The 24,821-nt window shown below is 69.2% G+C and carries 22 protein-coding genes; 12 read left to right on the top strand and 10 right to left on the bottom strand.

Features of this window, described 5'->3' with window-relative positions; translation table 11 throughout:
- The first annotated feature begins 1 nt into the window (after nucleotide 1).
- A complete protein-coding gene (betB, locus tag N8I71_RS08260; protein ID WP_262877482.1) occupies nucleotides 2–1,453 on the top strand; it encodes a betaine-aldehyde dehydrogenase in 1,452 nt (483 codons plus the stop codon).
- 103 nt (nucleotides 1,454–1,556) lie between these two features.
- Entirely contained in the window at nucleotides 1,557–3,236 is a 1,680-nt protein-coding gene (betA, locus tag N8I71_RS08255) for a choline dehydrogenase (protein WP_262877481.1), read from the top strand.
- On the opposite strand, the gene N8I71_RS08250 is transcribed toward betA, so the two are convergent.
- From N8I71_RS08250 to N8I71_RS08240, 3 genes are read right to left on the bottom strand one after another with little or no spacing between them, the layout of a single operon-like run.
- Nucleotides 3,233–4,459, bottom strand: coding sequence for a vWA domain-containing protein (locus tag N8I71_RS08250; RefSeq protein WP_262877480.1), 1,227 nt, complete (start codon nucleotides 4,457–4,459; stop codon nucleotides 3,233–3,235). The two genes, betA and N8I71_RS08250, sit on opposite strands and share 4 nt — an antisense overlap.
- Nucleotides 4,460–4,469: 10 nt before the next feature.
- Nucleotides 4,470–5,573, bottom strand: a complete 1,104-nt coding sequence (locus tag N8I71_RS08245) for an AAA family ATPase (RefSeq protein WP_262877479.1) — start codon at nucleotides 5,571–5,573, stop codon at nucleotides 4,470–4,472.
- A 4-nt stretch (nucleotides 5,574–5,577) separates the two neighbouring features.
- On the bottom strand, nucleotides 5,578–6,285 hold the full coding sequence (locus tag N8I71_RS08240) for a hypothetical protein (RefSeq protein WP_262877478.1): 708 nt from the start codon (nucleotides 6,283–6,285) through the stop codon (nucleotides 5,578–5,580).
- 130 nt (nucleotides 6,286–6,415) lie between these two features.
- Here N8I71_RS08240 and N8I71_RS08235 point away from each other — a divergent pair, with 130 nt between their 5' ends.
- The 5 genes from N8I71_RS08235 (at nucleotide 6,416) to N8I71_RS08215 (ending at nucleotide 11,435) form a co-directional block, all read left to right on the top strand.
- On the top strand, nucleotides 6,416–7,798 hold the full coding sequence (locus N8I71_RS08235) for a phosphohexomutase domain-containing protein (protein ID WP_262877477.1): 1,383 nt from the start codon (nucleotides 6,416–6,418) through the stop codon (nucleotides 7,796–7,798).
- A gap of 215 nt (nucleotides 7,799–8,013) precedes the next feature.
- A complete protein-coding gene (hydA, locus tag N8I71_RS08230; RefSeq protein WP_262877476.1) occupies nucleotides 8,014–9,429 on the top strand; it encodes a dihydropyrimidinase in 1,416 nt (471 codons plus the stop codon).
- Complete coding sequence (locus tag N8I71_RS08225) at nucleotides 9,426–9,821, top strand: VOC family protein (protein WP_262877475.1); 396 nt, start codon at nucleotides 9,426–9,428, stop codon at nucleotides 9,819–9,821. Before hydA ends, N8I71_RS08225 begins: the two co-directional genes overlap by 4 nt.
- Nucleotides 9,818–10,531: an aspartate/glutamate racemase family protein gene (locus N8I71_RS08220; RefSeq protein WP_262877474.1), complete on the top strand. Its 714-nt coding sequence runs from the start codon at nucleotides 9,818–9,820 to the stop codon at nucleotides 10,529–10,531. Before N8I71_RS08225 ends, N8I71_RS08220 begins: the two co-directional genes overlap by 4 nt.
- Nucleotides 10,521–11,435 carry a dihydrodipicolinate synthase family protein gene (locus N8I71_RS08215; RefSeq protein WP_262877473.1) on the top strand — a complete coding sequence of 305 codons (915 nt, stop codon included), beginning with the start codon at nucleotides 10,521–10,523 and terminating at the stop codon, nucleotides 11,433–11,435. Before N8I71_RS08220 ends, N8I71_RS08215 begins: the two co-directional genes overlap by 11 nt.
- Before the next feature lie 118 nt (nucleotides 11,436–11,553).
- On the opposite strand, the gene N8I71_RS08210 is transcribed toward N8I71_RS08215, so the two are convergent.
- Genes N8I71_RS08210 through N8I71_RS08185 form a run of 6 tightly spaced genes read right to left on the bottom strand, consistent with a single transcriptional unit; the run spans nucleotide 11,554 to nucleotide 17,989 of the window.
- Entirely contained in the window at nucleotides 11,554–12,792 is a 1,239-nt protein-coding gene (locus N8I71_RS08210) for a CoA transferase (protein ID WP_406676085.1), read from the bottom strand.
- On the bottom strand, nucleotides 12,792–13,685 hold the full coding sequence (locus N8I71_RS08205) for an FAS1-like dehydratase domain-containing protein (protein WP_262877471.1): 894 nt from the start codon (nucleotides 13,683–13,685) through the stop codon (nucleotides 12,792–12,794). Before N8I71_RS08205 ends, N8I71_RS08210 begins: the two co-directional genes overlap by 1 nt.
- A complete protein-coding gene (gene sucD, locus N8I71_RS08200) occupies nucleotides 13,682–14,578 on the bottom strand; it encodes a succinate--CoA ligase subunit alpha (RefSeq protein ID WP_262877470.1) in 897 nt (298 codons plus the stop codon). Before sucD ends, N8I71_RS08205 begins: the two co-directional genes overlap by 4 nt.
- A 16-nt stretch (nucleotides 14,579–14,594) precedes the next feature.
- The gene (locus N8I71_RS08195) at nucleotides 14,595–15,767 is read right to left on the bottom strand and encodes a malate--CoA ligase subunit beta (protein ID WP_262877469.1); all 1,173 of its coding nucleotides are present in this window, start codon (nucleotides 15,765–15,767) and stop codon (nucleotides 14,595–14,597) included.
- A 52-nt stretch (nucleotides 15,768–15,819) separates the two neighbouring features.
- A complete protein-coding gene (locus N8I71_RS08190) occupies nucleotides 15,820–16,761 on the bottom strand; it encodes an HpcH/HpaI aldolase/citrate lyase family protein (protein WP_262877468.1) in 942 nt (313 codons plus the stop codon).
- Between the two features lie 25 nt (nucleotides 16,762–16,786).
- Nucleotides 16,787–17,989, bottom strand: a complete 1,203-nt coding sequence (locus N8I71_RS08185) for a pyridoxal-phosphate-dependent aminotransferase family protein (RefSeq protein WP_262877467.1) — start codon at nucleotides 17,987–17,989, stop codon at nucleotides 16,787–16,789.
- Nucleotides 17,990–18,146: 157 nt separating this feature from the next.
- Here N8I71_RS08185 and N8I71_RS08180 point away from each other — a divergent pair, with 157 nt between their 5' ends.
- From N8I71_RS08180 to N8I71_RS08165, 4 genes are all read left to right on the top strand, one after another.
- On the top strand, nucleotides 18,147–19,553 hold the full coding sequence (locus N8I71_RS08180) for a helix-turn-helix domain-containing protein (RefSeq protein WP_262877466.1): 1,407 nt from the start codon (nucleotides 18,147–18,149) through the stop codon (nucleotides 19,551–19,553).
- 92 nt (nucleotides 19,554–19,645) lie between these two features.
- Nucleotides 19,646–20,464, top strand: coding sequence for a glycosyltransferase family 2 protein (locus N8I71_RS08175; RefSeq protein WP_262877465.1), 819 nt, complete (start codon nucleotides 19,646–19,648; stop codon nucleotides 20,462–20,464).
- Nucleotides 20,461–20,823, top strand: coding sequence for a lipid-A-disaccharide synthase N-terminal domain-containing protein (locus N8I71_RS08170; protein WP_262877464.1), 363 nt, complete (start codon nucleotides 20,461–20,463; stop codon nucleotides 20,821–20,823). The genes N8I71_RS08175 and N8I71_RS08170 overlap by 4 nt, the downstream gene beginning before the upstream one ends.
- Nucleotides 20,824–20,838: 15 nt before the next feature.
- Complete coding sequence (locus N8I71_RS08165; protein WP_262877463.1) at nucleotides 20,839–22,500, top strand: ArnT family glycosyltransferase; 1,662 nt, start codon at nucleotides 20,839–20,841, stop codon at nucleotides 22,498–22,500.
- Nucleotides 22,501–22,503: 3 nt separating this feature from the next.
- Here the strand turns inward: N8I71_RS08165 and N8I71_RS08160 are convergent, their stop codons facing one another.
- On the bottom strand, nucleotides 22,504–23,511 hold the full coding sequence (locus N8I71_RS08160) for a LacI family DNA-binding transcriptional regulator (RefSeq protein WP_262877462.1): 1,008 nt from the start codon (nucleotides 23,509–23,511) through the stop codon (nucleotides 22,504–22,506).
- 206 nt (nucleotides 23,512–23,717) lie between these two features.
- On the opposite strand from N8I71_RS08160, the gene N8I71_RS08155 reads away from it, so the two are divergent.
- On the top strand, nucleotides 23,718–24,812 hold the full coding sequence (locus N8I71_RS08155; protein ID WP_262877461.1) for a fatty acid desaturase family protein: 1,095 nt from the start codon (nucleotides 23,718–23,720) through the stop codon (nucleotides 24,810–24,812).
- The last annotated feature ends 9 nt before the right edge of the window (nucleotides 24,813–24,821 follow it).

The following is a 24,821-nucleotide window of genomic DNA, read 5'->3' as shown; positions in this document are numbered from 1 at the left end:
GATGAACGTGCAGCCGAAAGCCAGCCATTTCGTGAACGGACGCCCGATGGAGGATGCATCGGGGACAATCATCCCCCTGATCTATCCCGCGACGGGCGAGCGTCTGGGACAGGTCCATGCGGCGACGCCCCCGGTCATCGAGGCGGCCCTCGCCGCCGCCGAAGACGCGCAGCGCGACTGGGCCGCGCGGACCGGCGCCGAGCGCGGGCGCGTGCTGATCCGGGCCGCGCAGATCCTGCGTGAGCGCAACCGCGCGCTCTCGGAACTCGAGACGATGGACACGGGCAAGCCGCTCTCCGAAACGCTGGTGGCCGATGCAGCGAGCGGGGCGGACTGCCTCGAATATTTCGGCGGGATGGCCGGAACGCTGACCGGAGAATCGGTCGAGCTCGGCGGGGACTTCGCCTACACGATCCGCGAACCTCTCGGCGTCTGCGTCGGCATCGGGGCGTGGAACTACCCGATCCAGATCGCCTGCTGGAAAGCGGCCCCGGCGCTGGCCTGCGGCAACGCGATGGTCTTCAAACCGTCGGAAGAGACGCCGCTAAGCGCCTTGAAGCTCGCGGAAATCCTGGTCGAGGCCGGGGCGCCCGCGGGCCTATTCAACGTGGTGCAGGGCGCGGGCGAGGTCGGCGCGGCGCTGGTGGCCGACGCGCGCGTCGCCAAGGTCTCGCTCACCGGGTCGGTGCCGACAGGCCGGCGCGTCTATGCCGCCGCGGCCGAGGGCCTGAAGCACGTCACGATGGAACTGGGCGGCAAGTCGCCCCTCATCATCTTTGACGACGCCGATGTTGAGGACGCCGTCAGCGCGGCGATCAACGCGAACTTCTACTCCACAGGGCAGATCTGTTCGAACGGAACGCGGGTCTTCGTGCAGACGGGCGTGAAGGCGGCCTTCCTCGCCCGCCTGGCCGAGCGCACCGCGCGCGCCGTGATCGGCGATCCGATGGACGAGGCGACGCATCTCGGCCCGATGGTTTCCGAAGGGCAGCGCGGCATCGTCCTGAATTACATAGAGAAAGGCGTCTCGGAAGGCGCAAGGCTCGTGGTCGGGGGCAAGGCGCGCCCCGGGCCGGGCTGGTTCATCGAACCGACCGTCTTCGCCGACGTGACCGATACCATGGCCATCGCCCGCGAGGAGATCTTCGGCCCCGTCATGTCGGTGCTGGACTTCACCGAGGAGGAGGAGGTCATCGCACGGGCGAATGCGACCGAGTTCGGCCTCGCAGCGGGGGTCTTTACCCGCGACCTGGCGCGCGCCCACCGCGTGGTCCGCAGGCTGCGTGCCGGAACCTGCTGGATCAACCAGTACAACCTGACACCGATCGAGATGCCCTTCGGCGGCGTGAAATCCAGCGGCATCGGACGCGAAAATGCCCGTGCGGCGATCGAAGCCTACAGCCAGCCGAAGGCGGTCTACGTGTCGCTGGGCCGCGTGGAGGCGCCTTTCTGATGATCCACAGGCTTCTCCACATGTTGATAACTCATTTTCAAACGCATGGTCAGTGTGTTGCGATCCACGCTTCGCACGAGCGAGCAGTCCGGGGAAACCGCTGATGGAAGCCGATTACGTCATCCTGGGCGCGGGGTCCGCGGGCTGCGCCATCGCCTACCGGCTGGCCGAGGCGGGGCGTTCGGTCATCGTCATCGAGCATGGCGGCACGGATGCGGGACCTTTCATCCGGATGCCGGCCGCGCTGTCCTACCCGATGGGCATGTCGCGCTACGACTGGGGCTATGTGACGGAGCCCGAGCCGCACATGAACAATCGCCGCATGGCCTGTCCGCGCGGCAAGGTTCTGGGCGGGTCGTCCTCGATCAACGGGATGATCTATGTGCGGGGCCACGCCCGCGACTATGACACATGGGCCGAGATGGGCGCGGACGGATGGGCCCATGCCGACGTGCTGCCCTACTTCCGGCGCATGGAGGCCTGGCACGGCGATGCGGGCGATCCGTCCTGGCGCGGGACTGACGGCCCCCTTCACATCACGCGGGGCGAACAGAAAAATCCGCTTTTCCAAGCGTTTATCGAGGCGGGCGCCGCCGCTGGCTATGGGCGGACCGAGGATTACAACGGCGAACGGCAGGAAGGCTTCGGCGCCTTCGAGCGAACGATCTGGCAAGGCCGGCGCTGGTCCGCCGCCGATGCCTATCTCCGGCCCGCGCTCGCGACCGGAAACGCGAAGGTCGTGCGCGGGCTGGCGGAGCGGATCGAGATCGTCGAAGGCCGCGCCACCGGGATCCGGCTGTCTTGCGGCAAGCTCATCCGCGCCAGGGCCGAGGTCATCCTCGCGGCGGGCGCGATCAATTCGCCCAAAATTCTCATGACGAGTGGAATTGGACCGGCCAACCACCTGGTGGAGAACGGGATTCCCGTTGTCGCGGACCGGCCGGGCGTGGGCCAGAACCTCCAGGATCACCTGGAGATCTACGTCCAGTACGCCGCGACGCAGCCCGTCAGCCTCGCGCCCTACTGGTCGCTCTGGGGCAAGGCCCTCGTGGGGGCGCAGTGGCTGTTCACCCGCACGGGGCTCGGTGCCTCGAACCAGTTCGAGGCCTGCGGCTTCATCCGTTCCCGGGCCGGGATCGACTACCCGGACATCCAGTTCCACTTCCTGCCCATCGCGGTGCGCTATGACGGGGCGGTTGCGGCGGGCGGCCACGGTTTCCAGGCCCATGTCGGACCGATGCGGTCGAAAAGCCGGGGCCGGGTGGCGTTGCGCGGCCCGGATCCCGCCGCGCCGCCCTCGATCCTGTTCAACTACATGAGCCACGAAGACGACTGGATCGAGTTCCGCCGCGCGATCCGCCTCACGCGCGAGATCATGGCGCAGACGCCGATGCAGGCCTTCGCCGGCGACGAGCTCTTGCCGGGCGGCGACGCGCAGGACGACGACGCCATCGACGCCGCCATCCGCGAACACGCCGAAAGCGCCTATCACCCCTGCGGCACCTGCAGGATGGGCCGGAGGGAAGACCCGATGGCCGTGGTCGACCCGCAGGCGCGGGTCATCGGGATCGAGGGGCTCAGGCTCGCCGACAGCTCCATCTTCCCGCAGGTGACGAACGGAAACACGAACGCGCCCTCGATCATGGTGGGCGAGAAGGCCGCGGACCACATCCTTGGGCGCGATCCCCTGCCCCGCGACAACCGCCCCCCCTGGATTGCGCCGGACTGGGAAACGGCGCAGCGCGAGAGCGAAGCGGGAAAGACCCGCGTCCGAAGCGCCTAGTCTTCCCCGATCCTGAGAACCCGGCCGAAAGGCGGCGGCTCCACCGGCTGCCGCCCCGGAACGGCCCAGAGGACCGGGCAGGCGGGCGGTGGCCCGAAGGGCGCGTCGAGGTCGGTCAGGATCACCGCGATGGAGGGCGAAAGCCGGCCGGCGGCCGCCAGCGCGGGGACGAAATCCGTTCCCCCGCCGGTCCGCAGGACCAGGTCGCGAAGACCCATCCATGCAGCACTGTCCAGTCGGCGCGTCTCATGCACATCCTCGTCGAAGGCGAGAAGATGCGCCTCGGCCCCGGTGCGACGGACGATGCCCTCGGCCTCGGCGAGAAACAGCGAGAGCGTCAGCGGATCGATGGAGCTGGACGTGTCGAGACAAATGGCGATGCGGGGCCGGTCGGACTGCCGCGACTGGCCCGGGATATAGGCGGGCTCGGGCGTGCCACGCGCCCCCGCCTCCGCCAGCATCGCGGCCCAGCGCCCGGCGGGCCGGCGGTGCGAGGGGCGTGGCCTGTCGATGAGGGCGCGCGCGAGAAGGCCACGCAGGTGCACCTCCCATGGCGTGCCCACGGGCGCCATGTCGGCGAGGATCGCGCCGAGCCGGCCGATCCCGGTGCCCGCCTTCCTCCCGGCCTCCAGGGCGCGCAACAGCTGGTTGCGCCAGTCGGCGGTCTGCTGGCGCTCGCCTTCGTCGTCTGGCTCGCCAAGGCTCAGGTCCTGCGCGAAGCCGCGCGTCACGCCCCAGTCTCGCGCCTTCTCGGCGAGTTTCGGGTCGGAATGGAGAAGCATCGCAAGCCGGTCCGCGTCCCAGTCGGCCAGTGCCGCGACGGCGGATTTCGCCGGGCGGCCGATCTCGGACAGAAGTTCGCTCACCGTCACGGCGGGTCGCGGCAGGGCGTGGCCGGCCAGCAGAAGGGTCTCGTTGATGATTCCGTCGGCGGCAAGCCCGTAGAGCGAGGCGTCGAACCGCTCCCCCAGCCGCTCGGCCAGTGCGGCCTGCCGGGTCGCATGGCGGAGTGCCACGTGCAGGACGTGATGCGCGGCGAGGCCCACTTGCTCGGGCAGGCCGAGCGAAGCGAAGCCGGGACCATACACGACCGTATCGCCCATGGTCCGCGTCGCCCCCTCCCCGTCCCGGTGCCCGCACCACAGCGCGAGCACGGCAAGTGCCGGATCGACTTCGCCCAGATGCGCGAGGGCCCTGGCGGCGCGGGCGGAATGGACCGTCACGCCCCTTGCCTCACAGGCCCGCCGCCGCCCGCCCCCGCGCGTAGTCCGCATAGGCGTCGGAGCGCGCGAAGACCTCCTGCCACCCCTTCTCGAGCGCCCGCCCGATCAGAAGCTCGAAGCCGAAGCTGGCGAGTTCCGACAAAGGCAGCGCGCGGAAGGCCGGCGCGTCGAGGTGGCGGAGGTCGGCGAGAACCTCGATCCCGGCCGGAAGGCTGCGCTCGTCCACCGCGCCCGTCAGCCCGTAGATCAGCGCGGTCAGGCCGTGGAGCGTGGACGGATACATTTCCGTACGGTCGCGCCGGGGGGTCTCCAGCATCTCGGCGACCTGAACCTGCGCCTCGATCTCGTCGGCGATCAGCGCGAATTCCGCCGCCGCCGCCTCGCCAACGGTGCCCGCGATCATCACACCGCGCGCGGCGCGATCCGGGACGGCGGTCATTATCCCGCTCACCCGTGTCCAGCTTCGCGGCGTGCAGGCGATGGCATGGCCGCGCCGGAGCGACTCCTCGGTCGTTTCCAGAAGGTCGGGCCGGGTCCGGAGGAATGCCGCGACCGTCGGGTGGATGCCCGCCCCCGGCGCATAGCTCTTCAACCAGTCCTCGGCATCGGCCTGAACGATCATGTGGATCAGCCGGTCCGACAGCGCGGTGCCCATCTCGTAGGCGATGGCCCCGTCCTCGACGGTGTTGCCCGCCGCCACGATGAAGACGCCGTCGGGCAGGCGGTGGCGGCCCACCCGGCGTTCCTGCAACAGACCATACACCGTCGGCTGGAGCGTCGGCGCGGCGGCGGTCAGTTCGTCGAGAAACAGGATCGCCGGGCGCGCGGGATCGTCTGGCAGGTCCTCCGGCCGGTACCAGACGGTGCGGCCCGTGTCGTGGTCGTAGAAGGGCAGCCCCCGCAGGTCCTGCGGCTCGATCGTCGTGAGGCGGAGGTCGTAAAGCTCCGCGCCCTTTCGCGCGGCGAGCGTCTGGACAAGCTCCGTCTTGCCGACGCCGGGGCGGCCGTGGAGCATCCAGCTTGCCGTAAGGGCGCCCGCCGCCTGCGCCTCCCAGCCCTGTTCCAGAACCTTCAGCGCCTCTCCCGCCGAGATCGCGCGCGCATTGACTGCCATCGCCTCAGGCCCCCGCCGGTTCCGGAGCGCCCTGGCCGTTCTGCTCCATCCAGGCGGCAAGGCGGGCATGGGCGGACACGCCGCGCGTCTCGATCTTCACTTCGCGGATCACCTTGTCCTGCCGCAGGTTCGCGGCATGAAGCATCCGCTCGGTCAGGTCCGCGTCGAACAGCATCTCGTCGAGGATCGCGCGGTCGCCCGCATCGAGGTTCACGACATGCGGCTCGGGGATCGCCGTCTGGACCGAGACCAGCGTCAGCGGCGCCACGCGGGCAAGTTCGGACTGTTCCAGCACCAGCATGATCTCTCCCTCCCGCAGGTCCTTGCGCGCCGCGATCCGCCGCAGCGCGCCCTTCGCACGGAAGGCGAAGGCGTCGACGCGCCGCGCGGCCTCGTCCTCGGACATCAGCCGCTCGCGCGCGCGGGGCGAGAGGCGCAGGACCTTCAGTTCCACCAGCGCGATCACGACCAGCATGGCAAGTGGCGCCTGCGTCACCGGAAGCGCGAGGTCATAGGACATGAAGGGAATGATCATGAAGGGGATCAGCGCCGAGAGGTAGCGGACAAGTTGCATCTCGAGGATGAACCGCGCCCAGAGGCCGATCCCCCCGCGCCTCGGCACGAGTTGAACGCGGCCGAGAAACTTCTTCGGCAGCGACCGGGTCTCCAGTACGCCGGCATTGGCGATCGTGTCGGGCGCGACGATGAGCATGGGCCTTTCGCATCTCCTTCCGGCGCTTAGCCTAGCGCAAACGCTCCGCCAGCCAAGCGAGCGGGTGGCGGGATCGCGCAGGATCGGATAGATCACAGCGAGATTGCCTTTGTCCATTTACGGAGGTCCCATGGACGCCCTCGCCCGCCCGCTCACCTGTTTCAAGGCCTACGACATCCGGGGCCGCCTCGGGGACGAACTCAACACCGACATCGCCTATCGCGTCGGCCGCGCCTTTGCAGAGGTCATGGATGCGTCCCGCGTGGTGATCGGCCGCGACGTGCGCCCCTCCTCGGAAGAGCTGGCGCAAGCACTGGCGAAGGGCCTCGTGGACGCGGGCGTCGAGGTGCTGGACCTCGGGCTTTCGGGCACGGAGGAGACCTACTTCGCGGTCACGCACCTTGGCGCGGACGGCGGCATCTGCGTCACCGCCTCGCACAACCCGATGGACTACAACGGGATGAAGATGGTGCAGAAGGGCTCCGCCCCGATCGGCAACGACGACGGGATGGCCGCGATCAAGGCGCTGGCCGAAAGCGGGAATTTCCGCCCCGAGGTCGCGGGCGGCAAGGTCACGGATGTCTCCGGAACGCGCGCGGCCTACGTGGCGAAGCTGATGGAATTCGTCGATGTCTCGGCCCTGACGCCTCTGAAGGTGCTCGTGAACGCAGGCAACGGCGCGGCTGGTCCGACCTTCGATGCCATCGCCGAAGCGCTCAAGGCCGCCGGCGCGCCGCTGACGTTCGTCCGCGTGGATCACGAGCCCGACGGAAGCTTCCCCAACGGCATCCCGAACCCGCTGCTCGACGAGAACCAGCCGAAGACGGCGGGCCCCGTGGTGGAGCACGGGGCCGATATCGGCGTCGCCTGGGACGGCGATTTCGACCGCTGCTTCTTCTTCGACCACGAGGGCGGGTTCATCCCCGGAGAATACGTCGTGGGACTTCTGGCCGAGGCCTTCCTCGCCAAGGAACCGGGCGAAAAGATCGTCCACGACCCGCGCGTCATCTGGGCCACGCAGGAAATCGTGGCGAAGATGGGCGGCCAGGCGGTTCAGTCGCGCTGCGGCCACAGCCATATCAAGCAGGTCATGCGGGACACCGGCGCCGTCTATGGAGGCGAGATGTCGGCGCATCACTACTTCCGCGATTTCATGGCCTGCGACAGCGGCATGATCCCGTTCCTTCTCGTGTTGGAGCTTCTCTGCCGTCGCGGCGAGAGCCTGAAGGACGTGATGGCCGAACGGCGCGCGGCCTACCCCTCCTCGGGCGAGGTGAACTTCCGGGTCGAAAACACCCAGCCCGTGATCGACCGGATCGAGGCGGAGTATGCCCCGAAGGCCCAGGACCGCGACGACACCGACGGGCTGTCGCTCGACTTCGGGGCCTGGCGTTTCAACCTGCGCGCCTCGAACACCGAGCCGCTGCTCCGGCTGAACATCGAGTCGCGCGGCGATGCCGATCTCGTGCGCGACAAGCTCGCGGAACTCCGGGGCATCATCGAAGGGGCATGAGGACAAGGCGCGGGCCGGGTGTGGAAAGCTGGCCGATTGGTTCGAATAGGGAAACAATCGCACCGAATTCCCGCCATTTGGGCGATTTCTTGACGCCTAATGGAAACAGTAAGCCCGGTCCCGAGCCTGCGATCGCCTCGCTTCACACCCCGCATGCCCTTGCCTCTCCGCTTCGCTGATCCCATGGTTCCCCTGAAATGGGGACAGGAGCGGGCATGACGCTGGACCTCGTGATCCGTGGCGGACTTGTCGCCACCGCGGCGGGTGAGACCGTGACGGATATCGGCATCGCCGGGGGCCGGATCATGGCGCTCGGGCAGGGCCTTGCCGGGGCGGCGACGATCGACGCGCATGGCCTGATCGTGACGCCGGGCGGCGTCGACCCCCACTGCCATATCGAGCAGATGTCGGGCATGGGGCTGATGAACGCCGACACGTTCGAGACAGCGACACGCTCGGCCGCGATGGGCGGCACGACAAGCCTCATCTCCTTCGCGGCGCAGGCGAAGGGTCAGCCGCTCGGCGACGCCGCCGCGGACTACGCCGCGCGGGGCGCGCGCGGGGCCGCCGTGGACTGGGCCTTCCACCTGATCCTCGCGGACCCCGGCGCGCCTGGCTTCGAGGCGGACCTCGCCACTCTCATCGGGCAAGGTCACCGCTCGCTCAAGGTTTTCACGACCTACAATATCGGCCTCGACGACGGGCAGATCCTGCGCGCGCTGACCATCGCCCGCGACCATGGCGCGCTGACCTGCATTCACGCCGAGAACGACGCGATCATCGCCGACGCCCGTGCGCGTCTGCTGGCCGAGGGGCGCACCCGGCCCATCGACCACGCCGCCTCCCGACCCCGCGAGGCCGAGATCGAGGCCGTCGCCCGGATGTGCCGCCTCGCCGAGGCCGCGCAAGCGCCTGTGATGATTTTCCATATCTCGACCGCCGAGGCCGCCGCCGAGGTCCGTGCCGCCCGTGCCCGCGGCGCGCCCGTCTGGGCCGAGACCTGCCCCCATTACCTTTTCCAGACCGAGGAGGTCCTCGACCGCCCGGGCCTCGAAGGTGCGAAATGGATGTGCTCCCCCCCGCAGCGGACTGAAACCGACCAGGACGCGCTCTGGGCCGCGCTCGCGCTCGGCGATCTCCAGGTGATCTCTTCGGATCATGCCCCCTACCGCTACGACGAGACGGGCAAGCTTTCCGCCGGTCCCGACGCTCCCTTCCCCGCCATCGCCAACGGCATGCCGGGGCTGGAGGTGCGCCTGCCGCTCCTGTTCGACGCGATGGTGAGCCGTGGCCGCCTCGGCCTCGCCCGCTTCGTGGAGATGACGGCGACCGCCCCTGCCCGCCTCTACGGGCTGGACACCAAGGGCGCCATCGCGCCGGGCAAGGATGCGGACCTCGTCCTCTGGGACCCTGACCGCACCCACACCTACGGCGCGAACGACCTCCACGACAACGTGGGCTACAACCCCTTCGAGGGCACCAAGATCACAGGCTGGCCCGTGCGCGTGCTCCTGCGCGGCGAGACCATCGTGGCGGATGGCGACTATCTCGGGACGCCCGGCGCCGGCCGATGGCTCCCTCGCGCCGCCATCGGCACAAGGCCCGCAGACCTGACAGGGAGACCCGCATGACCCCGCGCCCCGAAGGCCCCAACGTCCTCGCCATCACCTTCCTCTACTACAAGGACCTTGCCCGCGCCGAGGCCTTCTACCGCGACGTGATGGGCTTTCCGCTCGTGATCGACCAGGGCGGGCTGGCCAAGATCATGAAGATCTGCGACGGCGCGCACGTGGGCCTCGTCGACGAGGCCCATGGCATGCACAAATGGGCCGAGACGCGGCCGGTGCAGCTCTGTATCCGGGTTCCGGACGTCGATGCATGGTACGATTATGCGCAGGCTCAGGGCGTCGCAAATCTCAGCCGCCTCTTCGTCAACGACGCGATCGGCATCCGCGCCTTCGTCTTCGACGATCCCGAGGGCTACCAGCTCGAGATCCAGGAGGCGACGCGGCCAGGCGCATGAGTACCCTTTTCGTCATCAACCCCAACTCCTCGCAGACCGTGACGGACGCCATCGACGCGGCCCTCGCCCCGCTGCGCGGCATGGGCACCGAGATCGCCTGCCTCACGCTCCCCGAGGGTCCGCCCGGCATCGAGAGCCAGGCCCAGGCGGACGCCGTGATCCCCCCGCTTCTGGCACTCGCCGAACGGCTGGAGCCCGAGGCCGCCGGCTTCGTGATCGCCTGCTTCGGCGACCCTGGCCTCCATGCGCTCCGCGACCGCACCGCCAGGCCCGTCCTCGGCATCCAGGAATGCGCGGTGATGACGGCGCTCACCCTCGGCCAGCGCTTCGGCGTCATCGCGATCCTGCCATCCTCGATCCCGCGCCACCTGCGCGCCTTCGGGGCGATGGGCGTGACCGACCGCCTCGCCGGCGACCGCGCGCTCGGCCTCGGCGTGGCGGCACTCGCCGACGACGCCACCACGCTGGCCCGCATGACGGAGGTCGGCGCAGAGCTTCGCGATCGCGACGGCGCAGACGTCCTCGTCTTGGGCTGCGCCGGCATGGCCCGCTACCGCGCCCGCCTCGAAGCCGCCCTCGGCGTGCCCGTGGTGGAGCCCTGTCAGGCCGCGACCGCCATGGCACTCGGGCGCATCGCGCTCGGCCAGACCCACAGACCACGGATCCCCCAACCCAAGGCCCAGCGGCCCGGAGACCACCATGCTCGATGAAACCGCACGCGGCGTCTTCACCATCGCCGTCACTCCCTTCCTGCCCGACGGCGCGCTCGACGTGGCAAGCCTCGACACGATGGTCGATTTCTACGAGGAGAAGGGCGCGACCGGCCTCACGATCCTCGGCATGATGGGCGAGGCGGGGAAGCTCTCGGCCGAGGAATCCGTCACAGTGGTCGAACGCGTCACCGCGCGCGCCTCCGTCCCCGTCATCGTCGGCGTCTCCGCCCCGGGCCTCGCCGCGATCGAGGCGCTGGCGAAAACCGCGATGGACAAGGGGGCCGCCGGCGTCATGGTGGCCCCGCCCGGCGCGCTCCGGACCGACGACCAGATCGCGGGCTACTTCCGCAACGTCTCGGAAGTGCTCGGCCCGATCCCCTGGGTCCTGCAGGATTTCCCGCTGGTCACCGGCGTCCAGATGGCGCCCTCGGTCTGCCTGCGGATCTTCGCCGAAAACCCGACCTGCGTGATGCTGAAACACGAGGACTGGCCGGGGCTCGAGAAGATCTCAACGCTCCGCCGCGCCGAGGCAGGGGGCGCACGCCGCGTCTCGATCCTCTGCGGCAATGGCGGCCAGTTCCTCCTCGAGGAGATGCTGCGCGGCGCCGACGGGGCGATGACCGGCTTCGCCTATCCCGAGATGATGGCCGACGTCGTGCGCCTGATGGCGGCGGGCGACGAGACGCGCGCGCGCGACCTCTTCGACGCCTACCTGCCGCTTGTCCGCTACGAGGGCCAGCCCGGCCTCGGTCTCGCCATCCGCAAGCACACGCTGGCGAAACGCGGCGCCATCGCGCATCCGACCGTGCGCAAGCCCGCGCCCGCGCTCAGCACCGAGACCATCGCCGAGGTCGAGATCCTGGTCGCCCGGCAGGAGGCGCGCCTCGCAGACCTCGGCTGATCCTCCCTTCATCCTGGCCTGAAAACTCCGGGGGAGCCCGGAACGGGCCGGGGGCAGAGCCCCCGAAGGCGCGGCCGAGCGGCTCCCGGACCCGGGGGCCCGAGGCCGCGCCTGCCCCTCACGACGCCATCCGGGCCTCGGCTTTCGGGGCCTGAAGCACGATGCCCGCATCGAAAAGCGACGCGATCTCGCCATCGGGCAGGCCCGCCACCTCGCCAAGGATCTCCTCGGTATGCTCGCCCAGCACCGGCGCGCGCGCCGGCGCCTCGCGCGGGTCGCCGGAAAAGTCCATCGGCGTGCCCGGAACCCGGTAGGCCCCGATCCCCGGCTGCTCGACCCGGCTGAACATCGGGTTCTGCAGCGACAGATCGGGGTCCTCGGCCAGCGCCCGGCCGAAATCGCGGAAAACCGACCAGGTCACGCCCGCCTCGTCGAAGGTCTTTGCGAAGTCCGCCACGCGCCGCCCGGCGAACCAGGGTTTCAGGATCGCCGTGATCGCGTCCCGGTGCCGGAACCGGGCGCCCTCGTCCGAGAGGCTCTCACCGAGCGCAGCCTCGAGCGCGGCCATTTCCGCCTTCGTTCCGGTGACGTTCAACAGCCCGCGCCACTGCCGGTCGGTCAGCCCGATCACCATGACCCGCTCGCCGTCGGCACAGAGGAAATCCTGCCCGTAGGCGCCATAAAGCGCGTTGCCCGCCTTCTCGCGAACCGTGCCGTTGATCTCGACCTCGCCGATGATCCCCAGGTGCCCCAGCATCGCCGCGGCCACGTCCTTGAGCGCGATGTCCACCGCCGAGCCCTGGCCATGGCGGAGCCGCTTGCGCTCGGCCGCCAGCAGCGCGTTCACCACCATGCCCCCCGCGATGCAGTCCCAGGCAGGCAGGACATGGGCCACGGGGTCGGCCGATCCGGCGGGCCCGGTGGCGTCGGGAAAGCCCAGCGACGGGTTCACGGTGTAGTCCACGGCGGGACGCCCCTGCCGGTCGCCGCTGAGCGTCACCATGCACAGGTCGGGCCGGCGCGCGGACAGCGTCTCGTGATCCATCCAGCCGCGCACGCGCAGGTTGGTGATGAAAAGCCCCGCATCCTCGCCCGGTGCGGTGATGATCTCGGTGATGATCTCGCGCCCGCGCGGGCTCTTCATGTCGATCGCGATGGAGCGCTTGCCCTTGTTCAGCCCCGCCCAGAACAGGCTCTTTCCGTCCTTGGTCACCGGCCAGCGGCCCGCGTCGAGGCCGCCCTCCAGCCGGTCGAACCGGATCACGTCCGCCCCCATCTGCGCCAGCGTCATGCCGGCCAGCGGCACCGCCACGAAGGCCGAGCCCTCCACCACGCGCATGCCCGAGAGAATGCCCATCACGTCCACCCCGCTTCCGCCGTCATCCCCAGGTAGCCGGCCGATCCGTCCTTCGCGGGCGCCGCGGTCCCGAGCGTCATCATCCGGGACCCCGGCGCGCGCTTGCCCAAAAGGCGCAGGTCGTGGTCGTGGAACATCGGGTGCACGCCCCGGAACCTGAAGCGTTTCGGCGCCTCGCCCGCATGGCGCGTGGCCGCGTCGATCAGCATGATCGCCTGCATCGGCCCATGCGTGACGAGGGCGGGGTATTTTTCCACCTCGCGCGCGTAGGGCAGGTCGTAGTGGATGCGGTGCGCGTTGTAGGTCGCTGCCGAGAAACGAAAAAGCCGCGCCTCGTTCACGGGCACGGTCTCGTCGAAATCGGGATCCTCGATCTCGGGCGTTCGTTTCGGCGGCGCATAGGTGTCGGGGATGTGCAGGTAGACGATGTCCTGCTCTTCCTCGATGAAGGCGCCGTTCTCACCTTCGATCTCGTGGGCGACGGTGACGAAGACCATCTCGCCCGTGCCGCCCGATTTCGGGGTCACCGCCTTGATGACGGACTTGCGCCGAAGCCGCTCGCCGATCCGCAGGCTTCCGTGAAAGTTGAGCCGCCCGGCCGCCCACATCCGCCGCTTGAAATCGAGCGGCGGCAGGAACCGCCCGAGTTTGGGATGCCCGTCCTCGCCGAGGTCCGCCAGCGGCACGAATTCGGGGAAGGCCGCCCAGTGCCAGAGCCGCGGCAACAGCGCCGAACAGCGCGTGTCGCGGTCGATCAGCCGCTTGTGGCCGACCGCGGCCTTGAGCATGCCGGCCAGTTGCGGGGTCAGTCTTCCCCATGCCTCCTCGGTGCGGCCCACCCATTCCGCCGCCCGCGCGGTGTCGATCATCGGGAACCTCTCAGCCCGGCTCATGCAGCTTGTTTCCTCGACAGGATGCGCGCGACGGTCTCGCCCATCAAGGATGGATTGGGGGCGACGGTGATGCCGGCCTCCTGCAGGATCTCGACCTTCTCCTGCGCGCTTTCGCCGAAGGCCGAGATGATGGCGCCCGCATGGCCCATCTTGCGGCCCTTGGGCGCGGAGAGGCCCGCGACATAGGCCGCCACCGGCTTGGTCATGTGATCGCGCACGAAGGCCGCGGCCTCGGCCTCCTGCGGGCCGCCGATCTCGCCGATCATGATGACGGCGTCGGTCTCGGGGTCGTTCTCGAAAAGCTCGAGAATGTCCCGGAAGGAGGAGCCGTTGATCGGGTCGCCGCCGATGCCGATGGAGGAGGAGACGCCGATGCCCAGCGCCGACATCTGGCTCGCCGCCTCGTAGCCGAGCGTGCCCGAGCGACCGACGATGCCGACGCGGCCGGGCGTGTAGATATGCGGGGGCATGATCCCCATGAACCCCTTGCCGGGTGAGATGATGCCGGCGCAGTTCGGACCGATCAGCCGCATCTTCTTCTCGCGGGGATAGCGGCGGAGGAAGCGTTTCACCTTCATCATGTCCTGCGCGGGAAGGCCGTCGGTGACGCAGACCGCGGTCTTGATGCCGGCATCGGCCGCTTCCATCATCGCGTCGGCGGCGAAGGGCGGCGGCACGAAGAGAAGCGCGGCATCGGCGCCCGTCGCCTCCACCGCCTCGCGCACGGTGTCGAACTGGGGCCGGTTCAGGACGGTCGTCCCGCCCTTGCCCGGCGTCACGCCCGCGACCACGTTCGTGCCCGCCTCGATCATCTCCTGGGTGTGGAACTGGCCGATCCGGCCGGACATGCCCTGCACGAGGACGCGGGTCTCTTCGGTGATGAGAATTGCCATGGCTCTGGATCCTTTCTCAGGCGGCGACGGGCTGCGGACGGGCCTTCACGGCCTCCTCAGCGGCTTCGGCAAGCGTGTCGGCGGAAATCAGCGGCAGGCCGCTGTCCCTGATGATGCGGCGGCCTTCCTCCACGTTGGTGCCCGAAAGGCGGACCACCACGGGGATGGTGAGACCCACTTCCTTGTAGGCCTGCACGACGCCCTTCGCGATCCAGTCGCAACGGTTGATGCCCGCGAAGATGTTAACGAGGATCACGCCGACGTTGGGATCGCTCAGCACCGTGCGGAAGGCCGTCACGACGCGCTCGGGGCTCGCGCCACCGCCGATGTCGAGGAAATTCGCGGGCTCGCCGCCCGCCAGCTTGATCATGTCCATCGTCGCCATGGCGAGGCCGGCACCGTTGATGATGCAGCCGATGTCGCCGTCGAGGCCCACGTAGGCGAGGCCGTTGTCGGCGGCCATCGCCTCGCGCGCATCCTCCTGCGCGGGGTCGCGCAGCGCCGCCACCTGCGGGCGGCGGAACAGCGCGTTGGTGTCGAAGCTCATCTTCGCATCGAGCGCCACGAGGTCGCCCGCGCCGGTCACGGCCAGCGGATTGATCTCCACCATCATCGCGTCCATGTCCCGGTACGCGCGGTAGCAGGCGCGGAGCGTCGTCATCATCTGGCCGATCTGCTTGCCCTTGAGCCCGAGGCGAAAGGCCAGCTCCCGCGCCTGGAAGTCGACAAGACCCGCCGCGGGGTCGATCACCATGCGCACCAGGCTGTCGGGGTCCTCGTGGGCGAGATCCTCGATCTCCATGCCGCCATGGCCGGAAGCGACGATCATGATGCGCTCGGATTTCCGGTCGAGGACGAAGCCGAGATAGATTTCCTGCGCGATGTCCGTGGCTTCCTCGACCCAGAGGCGGTGGACCACCTTGCCGTTCGCACCGGTCTGCTTGGTCACCAGGGTCTTGCCGAGAAGCCCGGCGGCATAGTCGCGGACTTCCGCCTCGGTCTTGCAGACCTTGACGCCGCCGACCTCGCCGCGCCCGCCCGAGTGGATCTGCGCCTTCACGACGCAAGGCAGACCGAGTTCGCGCGCCCGGTAGGCGGCCTGTTCGGGGCTGTAGGCGAGGCCACCCTTCGGCACCGGCACGCCGAAGCCTGCGAGGATGTCCTTGGCCTGGTGTTCGTGGATGTCCATGTCGGGGTCCTCCCTTGGGTTTCGCGGCGCCCTCCTCCGGCGCCGCGTGTTCTCAGGCCTTGGCGGCGATCGCCCTGGCCATGTCGATCACGTTGCGGGCCATCTTCTCGGAGGCCGCGTCGATCATCTTGCCGTCGAGGCTGGCCGCGCCCTTGCCCTGCGCCTCGGCCTTCCTGAGTTCCTCGATGATGCGCTCGGCGCGGGTCACCTCCGCCTCGGGGGGGCTGAAGACCTCGTTGGCGAGCGCGATCTGGCTGGGGTGGATCGCCCACTTGCCCTCGCAGCCGAGGGCGGCGGCGCGGCGCGCGGCGGCCTTGTAACCCTCGGGGTCCGAGAAATCGCCGAAGGGCCCGTCCACGGCACGCAGGCCATAGGCGCGGCAGGCGACGACCATCCGCGTGATCGACGCATGCCACTGGTCGCCCGGGTAGTCGGGGTTCAGGCCGCCGATGTTCACCGTCCGCGCCCGCATGGAGGCGGCGTAGTCCGCGACACCGAAATGCAGGCATTCAAGCCGACCGCCGAACTGGGCGATGGCCTCCACGTTCGCCATGCCGAGCGCCGTCTCGATCAGCGCCTCCAGCCCCACGCGCGTCTCCAGCCCGCAGCCCTGCTCGATCTGGTTGACCATCGCCTCCACCATGTAGAGGTCCGCCGGCACACCGACCTTGGGCACCAGCAGCGTGTGCACCCGGTCGCCGGCCTTCTCCATGATGTCGACGACGTCGCGGTACATGTAGTGGGTGTCGAGCCCGTTGATCCGGACCGAGACCGTCTTGCCCTTGCCCGCCCAGTCGATGTCGTTCAGCGCCTCGATCGCGTTCTTGCGCGCCTGGTCCTTCTCGGGGGGCGCGACGGCATCCTCGAGGTCGAGGAACACCACGTCGGCGTCGCTGTCGGCGGCCTTCTCGACCATGGTCGGGTTCGATGCGGGGACGGCCAGTTCGGAACGATGCAGCCGTTGCCGCCGGAGCGGGTGAAGCGTGTGAGACACGGGATTCTTCCTTGTTTTAAGTCGGTTACTCGGCCGCGAGCCGGAGCTGGGGATTGGCCGAGGCAGCGCCGGTATAGAACCGCTGCGCCGCCGCCACGCCGGCGCCGAAAGGCACCTCCGCGCCCGCCCGCCAGAGCGCCATCTCGGCCATCGAGAGCGCTGTCAGCGCCATTCCCTCGTTGAAGTCGCCCAGATGCCCGATACGGAAGACGCGTCCGTTCAGCCGCGCGAGGCCCGACCCGAAGCTCGTGTTCATCTCCTCGTAGGCGATGCGCAGCACGTCCCGGGCATCGACCCCCTCGGGCGTGCGGATGGCCGAGACCGTGTCGGAATAGAGCGAGGGGTGTTCCGCCACGAGGTCGAGGCCCCAGGCATGGATGCCGCGGCGGATGCCCTCGGCCAGCCGCGCATGGCGGGCGATCACCTCGTCCAGGCCCTCGCGGAAGAGCCGGTCGAGCGAGGCGCGCAGGCCGCGCAGAAGCGGCGTCGGCGGCGTGTAGGGGAAGTAGCCGCCCGCGTTCATGTTCGCCATGTCGGAGAACTCGAAATAGGCGCGGCGCATGGTGGCGCTCTTCGACGCCTCCATCGCCTTTTCGCTGACCCCGAGAATGCCGAGACCCGCGGGGCACATCAGGCCCTTCTGGCTACCGGTCACGGCGAGGTCGACGCCCCATTCGTCCATGCGGAAGTCGATCGAGGCGATGGAGCTGACGCCGTCGACGAAGAGCAGCGCGTCGTGGAAGCAGCTGTCGAGCGCGCGGCGCACGGCGGCAATGTCCGATGTGACGCCGGTCGCCGTCTCGTTATGGGTCACGAAGACCGCCTTGATCTCGTCGTGCGTGTCGGCGCCGAGACGGCGCTCGAACTCCGCCACGGGCACGCCCGCGCCCCAGGCGACGTCGATGATCTCGACGTTCAGCCCCAGACGCTCGGCCATCTGCGCCCAGAGGGTCGAGAACTGGCCGAAGCGGGCGATCAGGACCTTGTCGCCGGGGTTCAGCGTATTGGTGATCGCGGCCTCCCAGGCGCCGGTGCCGGAGCCGGGAAAGATGAAGACCTGCCCCGTCTCGGTGCGGAAGACCCGCTTGAGGTCGGCAAACAGGCCCAGCGTCAGGTCGCCGAAATCGGGGGCGCGCATGTCCTCCTGCCCGACGTTCATGGCGCGGCGCACCTCGTCTGGCACGTTGGTGGGCCCGGGAATGAACAGGTGGGTCTGGCCGGTTTTCATCGAAGCACTCCTCCTCGCCGCAGCGGCGCCTTCTGGCTTGGAGTGACCATGCGCACGAGATGCGGGAATCGCGAAACGCTTCCGGGTCCTGCTGTAAACGCGAGAATTTACATGCTATAGATTCTGTAAATTTGTGAAATATACGGGATGCTGTGGTATGCTGAAAACCTTCATCGGACCCCGCCTGCGCCGCCTTCGGCTGGAGCAGGGGCAAACCCAGGCCGACATGGGCCGCGCCCTCGGCATCTCTACGTCCTACGTGAACCTTCTGGAAAAGAACGAGCGCAGCGTCTCGGTGCCCGTGCTCCTGAAGCTCTTCGAGGTCTACGGCGTCGACTGGCGCGATATCGCGGAGGATGACGATACCTCGGTTCTCGCCGACCTGCGCGCCGTGCTGCAGGACACGCTCTTCGACGGCGACCGGCCGGACCTGCCGCAGCTGCGCGCCGCCCAGATCCACAGTCCGGATCTCGTCTCCGCCTTCCTGAAACTGCACGGCGCATGGCTCGCCGCGTCGGACCAGCTGATGACGATGGCGGCGGGCGGCGATGCCAACGGCGCGCTTCTGACCACCTCCCCCGAGGCGGCCGTTCACAACTACTTCCGCCGTCACCACAACCATTTCGAGGCGCTGGAAGGGGCCGCCGAACGGTTCTGGGATGGCCGCAACGTCGCGCCCGACGACGTCTATGCCGAGGTCAAGACGCTGCTCCGGGACCGGCTGGGCCTGAGGGTTCGCCTCGTGCGGATCGACGAGATGCCCGACACGCTGCGCCAATACGACGAGGACCGGCGCGAGGTCCTTCTGTCCGAGGCGCTCGACCACCCCAACCGGGTCTTCCAGCTGGTTCATGTCGCCGGGCTGATCGAGAACCGGGCGCTGTTCGACGGCCTTCTCGCCCAGTCCAACATCCCCGACGCCCATGGGCTCGCGCGGTGCCGGGTGGAGCTGGCGAACTATTTCGCGGCCGCCGTCCTCATGCCCTACGGGCCCTACCTCGCCGAGGCGCTGGCCACGAAATACGACTTCGACCACCTCGCAACCCGCTTCGGCGTCAGCTTCGAACAGGCCTGCCACCGCGCCACCACCCTGCAGCGCTCGGGCGCGCAGGGGGTGCCGTTCTTCTTCCTCAGGATCGACAAGGCCGGCAACGTGACCAAGCGGTTCAACGCCACCGACTTCCACCTGGCCGAGTACGGCGGCGCCTGTCCGCGCCTGGACGTGCACACCTCGTTTCGAACACCCGGCCGGATCGTGCCGCAATTCGTCGAGATGCCGGACACGAGCCAGTTCTTCGTCTTCGCCCGCACGGTGGACCGCCCCAGCGTCACCCGCCACGCACAGGACGTGCGCCTCGCCGTGGCCATGGGCTGCGCGGTCGAGCACGTCGGCCAGATCGGCTATGCCGAGGACCTTCGCGCGGGTCAGTCGCACCCCGTACCCATCGGCATCAACTGCCGCATCTGCCCGCGGGTGAACTGCGATCAGCGCGCGCACAACGCCATGGTGTTGACCGAACCGCTGGACGAACGGCGCCGCGGCACGACGCGCTACGCAAGCTGAAGCCGACGACGCGAGGTCACGGGGAAACGGCTTTCCTCCCCGCGGCATTCGGCATAAACCCCCGCCAACCGGCCCGGACTGCGACCCTTGGTATGACCAGCGCACAGAGCGAACACGGCAAAGACGCCGCGGACCGCGAGACGGCACCGCGGTTCGCCATCGTGATCCCGATGCTGGACGAGGGCGAGACGGCGGCCGAACTTCTCGAGGCCTGCCGCATCGCCGCCACCCCGATCGGGCCTTTCGAGTTCTGCGTCACCGATGACGGCTCACGCGATGGCACGGGCGCCGCGCTCCGGGCCTTCGCCGAGGCGCATCCGGGCCTGCCGGTGACCATCGTCACCCATGCGCGGCCCGCAGGCCAGTCGCACTCGGTCCACGACGCCGTGCGCGCGGCCCGCGCACCGCTGATCTGCACGCTGGACGGCGACGGGCAGAACCCGCCCGAGGAAATCCCAACGGTGCTCGCCCCGTTGCTGGCCGCCGGTGCGCCCGAGCGTCTCGGCCTCGTGGCGGGCCAGCGCAAGCGCCGCAACGACCCCCTGCCCAAGCGCCTGGCCTCGCGCGCTGCGAACACGCTGCGCGGATGGCTCCTGAAGGACGGGACGCGCGACACCGGCTGCGGGCTCAAGGCATTCCGCCGCGATGCCTTCCTGGCCCTGCCCGCCTTCGATCACATGCACCGGTTCCTGCCCGCACTCTTTCAGCGCGACGGCTGGCAGGTGGCGCATGTCGATGTTTCGCACCGGCCGCGGGTTGCAGGGCGCTCGAAATACACCAATTTCGGCAGGGCGGTCGTCGGCTTCAGCGACCTTCTCGGCGTCGCCTGGCTGATCCGGCGCCGCCGCAGGCTCGGCCCGCAGGACACGACGATTGACGCCCCGAACGGCGGCGCGGAAAGGCAGTCATGACCGAAAGCATCTTCGCCTTCCTCTCCATCGACAGCTGGGTGGAGTTCTGGTGGGTCGTCCTCGGCCTCACGGCGCAAATCGCCTTTTCGATGCGCTTCATCGTGCAGTGGATCGCATCGGAGCGCGCCGGGCGGTCCTACGTACCGGTGGCCTTCTGGTATCTCTCGATCGTGGGGGGCGCGATGCTCCTGTCCTACGCGATCTACCGGCAGGACGTGGTCTTCATCCTCGGCCAGTCGATGGGCCTCATCGTCTATACCCGCAACCTCGTGCTGATCCGCAAGGTCCGCCGCGCCGACCGCCTGGCCGAAGCGGCCGAGGCCGACGCGGTGCACCGGCCGGGCCCGGCCGCGCAATAGCGCCGCGGTGACCGGATGCCCGACGCGGCGAGCCCGAACCTGCTGACACGGCTCGCACCGCTTTGGGTGCTGCTGCTGGCACTCCTGAGCTTCTCGGTGGGCCTCGCGGAGCTGCCGGTGCAGGACCGCGACGAGGCACGCTATGCGCAGGCCAGCCGCCAGATGGCAGAGACCGGCGACTGGGTCGACATCCGCTTCCAGGAAGGCGCGCGGCATGTGAAGCCCGTGGGCGTCTACTGGATGCAGGCCGCGGTGCTGGAGCTGACGGGCCTGACCGGCACCAACGAGATCTGGCCGCATCGCCTGCCCTCCTACCTCATGGGCGCGCTGGCCGCGCTGGCGCTGATCTGGGCGGGCACGCCGCTTGTCGGGCGGCGGGCGGCGGTGCTGTCGGGCGTGATGCTGGCGACCGTCTACATGCTCTCGGCCGAGGCGCGGACGGCCAAGACCGACGCGACGCTTCTGCTGACCGTGGTGCTGGCGATGGGGGCCATGGCGCGGGCCTGGCTGGGGCCGGTTCGGGGCATCGGCGTACCGGCGGTGTTCTGGACGGCCATCGCCGCGGGGCTGCTGGTGAAGGGCCCGATCATCCTTTTGCCGGTCCTGACCGCAGCGCTCTGGGTCTCCGCGAGCGGCCGGAGCCTCGCCTGGCTGAAGCGACTGCGCCCCCTGCCGGGTCTCGCCTGGATGCTGCTTCTCGCACTTCCGTGGTTCATCGCCATCATGATCCGGACCGAGGGCGCCTTCCTGACCGCGTCCGTCGGCGGCGACATGGCCGAGAAGATCGCGGCCACGGGCGAGCATTCCGGCATGCCGCCCGGCCTCTACCTCCTGTTCGTCTGGGGCACGTTCTGGCCCTGGACGCTGCTCCTGCCGCTGGCCGTCGTCACCGGCTGGCGGATGAAGCGGACGGCGGAGGGCGCGTTCCTCCTGGGCTGGATCGTGCCCACCTGGATAGTGTTCGAGGCGATCTGGACCAAGCTCATCCACTACACGCTGCCTGTCTATCCCGCGCTCATGCTGCTGGCCGCCGTACCGCTGGTCTCGCTCATCGACGGCGAAACCCGGTTCCGCGGCTGGGCCGCGCATGCAGGCGCCGCGGGGCTGGCCGTGGGAACCACGCTGCTTGCCGTCATCGCGATCGGCGCGCCGATCGCCTATGGCGACGGCCTGTCGCCCGTGGCCACGCTCGGCGGCATCGCGCTGGTCGGGCTGGCGCTGGCCGGCGCGGTGCTCTTCTACCGCGGGCAGGCGGGGCGCGGCACGGCGGCGCTCGCCGCGGCCGGCATCGTCATGGCCTGGACCCTGACCGCGGTCAGCCTGCCGGCCGCCCGCGACTTCTGGGTCACGCCGCGGATGGGCGAGGCGATGGCGCGGCTTTCGTGCCTCGACAGCCCGCCCGCCGTGGCCGGGCATTCCGCACCCAGCGTCGTCTTCGAGTTCGGCACGGACACGCGGCTGACGGACGCCGGGGCGGCGCTTGCCTGGCTTGCCGAGGGAGAGGGACGGGCCGCGTGGATCGATCCCGCGCTTCTGCCCGAGGGGGTCGAGGCCCCGCCGGGGGTGCCGGACCTGACCGAGATCCGGGGCAACGACTATACCAACGGACGGCCCGTCCACCTGCGCCTGTTCGTGTCCCCGGGCGTCGCCGCCCCCGACGCGCCCTGCGAAGGCTGAGGCTCAGCCGGGCAGGTTCTCGCGCAGGATGAGCTGCAATCGCGGCGGGTTCGGCACGTGCACCGCGCCCCGCAATTCGGCGCTCAGCCGCGACAGCGCCTCGTGCGCCTCGGCCCGCGCATCCTGGTCGATCACCGCGTCGAGCGTCCCGTCGAGCAGAAGCGCGGTCTTCTCCGCCGTGGCGTCGTGGGCGACGAAGACCACCTCGCGCGCGCGGCCGGTGGCCTGCAGGCCCCGTGCGATCCCCATGGTCCCGCCGCCCGCGTTGTAGATCGCGGCAAGGTCGGGATGACGGTGCAGAAGGGCAAGCGTCTCGGCCTCGGCGCGGTCACGATCCTCCCGGCTTTCGCGCAACTCGACGATCTCCAGCCCCGGAAACTCCTCGGCGAGGATCTGGCGAAAGCCCATCTCGCGCTCCTGGTGGCCGCGATAGGCGAGCGTGCCCGCGAACAACGCCACCTTGCCCCGCGCGCCGGGGCCGAGGAACCGACCGATCATCAGGCCCGCCAGGCGGCCCGACTGCCCGTTGTCGATCCCGACGTAGCCAAGCCGCGGCGCATCCGGAATGTCCGAGGCGAGCGTCATCACACGCACGCCCGCCAGATCCAGCCTGCGCAGCGCCTCGCGCACGCCGGGGTGGTTCACGGCCACGACCGCGATCCCCTCGACGCGGCCCTGAAGGGCCATGAGACGCTCGGCCATCTCGCCGCCATCGAGGCTTGCCGTCCGCTCGATCCTGAGCGCCACACCGTCGCGCCGCGCCGCCTCCTCGGACAGATGCGCGGCGAGATCGGCAATGAAGGCATTGGTTCCCGCCGGGAGCAGCGCCGCAAGGCGCACCGGGCGGATCGGCGCCACGTCCGCATCCGGCAGGTAGCCGATCTGCCGCGCCGCGCCGAGGACGCGCGCGCGCATCCTCATCGAGACGCCGGGCCGGTCGTGCAGAACCCGGTCCACCGTCGCCGTAGAAACCCCGGCCTCCCGGGCCACATCCGCGAGCGTGGGGGACATGCGCGCTCCTCCTTGAGGTATTTTGATGTTTTCCGCGATGGCAGACCGCGTCAAGGGTTGATCGTTGCCAAGAAAAACATGGCCGAATCCATGCCATTTGGTGGCAATACATCATTTCACCTCAACAAAGCCGATTGACTTCAATGTCCGACTCGCGCCGTCATGGTCCGGCTGGTTCGCGGGTGACGGGAGGCACGAGCGACACGATGGCACTGGCGGAAATCACACGAACGCCCCGCGACTACAGCCTGACGGGCCCCGAGGCGCGCCACGCGGTCGAGGCGGGGCTTGCCTCGGCCGAGTGGTATCATTCCGACGTGCCGCGCAAGGTCATGAAGGACCTGATGCGCCGCACCGATGGCCCCGCGATCCGCGACACGGCAATCTGGATCGGCCTCCTGATCCTGTGCGCGGGTGGCGGGATCGCCACCTGGGGCACATGGTGGACCGTGCCGTTCTGGGCGGTCTACGGCGTCCTCTACGGCTCGGCCTGCGACTCGCGCTGGCACGAATGCGGGCACGGCACCGCGTTCCGCACGATCTGGATGAACGACGCTGTCTACGCACTGGCAAGCTTCATGGTCATGCGAAACCCCGTCAGCTGGCGCTGGAGCCATGCGCGCCATCACACCGACACCATCATCGTCGGCCGCGACCCCGAGATCGCGGTGATGCGCCCGCCGGACCTCGCCCGGAAGGCGCTGGCCTTCATCGGGATCCCCGACGTGTTCCAGCACTTCGCAATCCTCGCCCGCAACGCCATGGGCCGGTTCGGCCCGGCCGAGCGGGACTACATTCCCGAGGCGGAGCTGCCCAAGGCCGTGGCCTGGGCGCGGGCCTTCGTGGCGATCCATGTCCTGGCGGTCGCCCTTGCGCTCGCCACATGGTCGCTTCTGCCGCTGATGCTGATCGGGGGGCCGCGCATCTACGGGACTTGGCACATGGTGTTGACCGGCCTTCTGCAGCACGGAGGGCTTGCCGAGGACGTGCTCGACCATCGGCTCAACTCTCGAACGGTGCTCATGAACCCGGTCAGCCGCTGGATCTACTGGAACATGAACTACCACGTGGAGCATCACATGTTCCCCATGGTCCCCTACCACGCGCTGCCGAAGCTTCACGCGCTGATCCGCGACGATCTGCCGGCGGCGAACACCTCCATCCTCGACGGCTACCGCGAGATGATCGGCGCGATGCTGCGCCAGAGGCGGGAGCCCGGTTACTACCTGAGGAAGGAGCTGCCGCCCTCGGCGCGGCCCTACCGCGCGGAGTTCCACGCGCTCGACAACGAACGGCATTGAGGGAGACGC

Source organism: Roseicyclus sediminis, assembly GCF_025515305.1.
Classification (GTDB): Bacteria; Pseudomonadota; Alphaproteobacteria; order Rhodobacterales; family Rhodobacteraceae; genus Roseibacterium; species Roseibacterium sediminis.
This window is presented reverse-complemented; position numbering and strand designations above follow the sequence as displayed.

Bases quoted from the DNA above. Each gene is read 5' to 3' on its own strand.
- betB (WP_262877482.1), top strand. From the start codon at position 2: ATGAACGTGCAGCCGAAAGCCAGCCATTTCGTGAACGGACGCCCGATG.
- betA (WP_262877481.1), top strand. From the start codon at position 1,557: ATGGAAGCCGATTACGTCATCCTGGGCGCGGGGTCCGCGGGCTGCGCC.
- N8I71_RS08245 (WP_262877479.1), bottom strand. From the start codon at position 5,573: ATGGCAGTCAATGCGCGCGCGATCTCGGCGGGAGAGGCGCTGAAGGTT.
- N8I71_RS08240 (WP_262877478.1), bottom strand. From the start codon at position 6,285: ATGCTCATCGTCGCGCCCGACACGATCGCCAATGCCGGCGTACTGGAG.
- N8I71_RS08235 (WP_262877477.1), top strand. From the start codon at position 6,416: ATGGACGCCCTCGCCCGCCCGCTCACCTGTTTCAAGGCCTACGACATC.
- hydA (WP_262877476.1), top strand. From the start codon at position 8,014: ATGACGCTGGACCTCGTGATCCGTGGCGGACTTGTCGCCACCGCGGCG.
- N8I71_RS08225 (WP_262877475.1), top strand. From the start codon at position 9,426: ATGACCCCGCGCCCCGAAGGCCCCAACGTCCTCGCCATCACCTTCCTC.
- N8I71_RS08220 (WP_262877474.1), top strand. From the start codon at position 9,818: ATGAGTACCCTTTTCGTCATCAACCCCAACTCCTCGCAGACCGTGACG.
- N8I71_RS08215 (WP_262877473.1), top strand. From the start codon at position 10,521: ATGCTCGATGAAACCGCACGCGGCGTCTTCACCATCGCCGTCACTCCC.
- N8I71_RS08210 (WP_406676085.1), bottom strand. From the start codon at position 12,792: ATGGGCATTCTCTCGGGCATGCGCGTGGTGGAGGGCTCGGCCTTCGTG.
- N8I71_RS08205 (WP_262877471.1), bottom strand. From the start codon at position 13,685: ATGAGCCGGGCTGAGAGGTTCCCGATGATCGACACCGCGCGGGCGGCG.
- sucD (WP_262877470.1), bottom strand. From the start codon at position 14,578: ATGGCAATTCTCATCACCGAAGAGACCCGCGTCCTCGTGCAGGGCATG.
- N8I71_RS08195 (WP_262877469.1), bottom strand. From the start codon at position 15,767: ATGGACATCCACGAACACCAGGCCAAGGACATCCTCGCAGGCTTCGGC.
- N8I71_RS08185 (WP_262877467.1), bottom strand. From the start codon at position 17,989: ATGAAAACCGGCCAGACCCACCTGTTCATTCCCGGGCCCACCAACGTG.
- N8I71_RS08180 (WP_262877466.1), top strand. From the start codon at position 18,147: ATGCTGAAAACCTTCATCGGACCCCGCCTGCGCCGCCTTCGGCTGGAG.
- N8I71_RS08175 (WP_262877465.1), top strand. From the start codon at position 19,646: ATGACCAGCGCACAGAGCGAACACGGCAAAGACGCCGCGGACCGCGAG.
- N8I71_RS08170 (WP_262877464.1), top strand. From the start codon at position 20,461: ATGACCGAAAGCATCTTCGCCTTCCTCTCCATCGACAGCTGGGTGGAG.
- N8I71_RS08165 (WP_262877463.1), top strand. From the start codon at position 20,839: ATGCCCGACGCGGCGAGCCCGAACCTGCTGACACGGCTCGCACCGCTT.
- N8I71_RS08160 (WP_262877462.1), bottom strand. From the start codon at position 23,511: ATGTCCCCCACGCTCGCGGATGTGGCCCGGGAGGCCGGGGTTTCTACG.
- N8I71_RS08155 (WP_262877461.1), top strand. From the start codon at position 23,718: ATGGCACTGGCGGAAATCACACGAACGCCCCGCGACTACAGCCTGACG.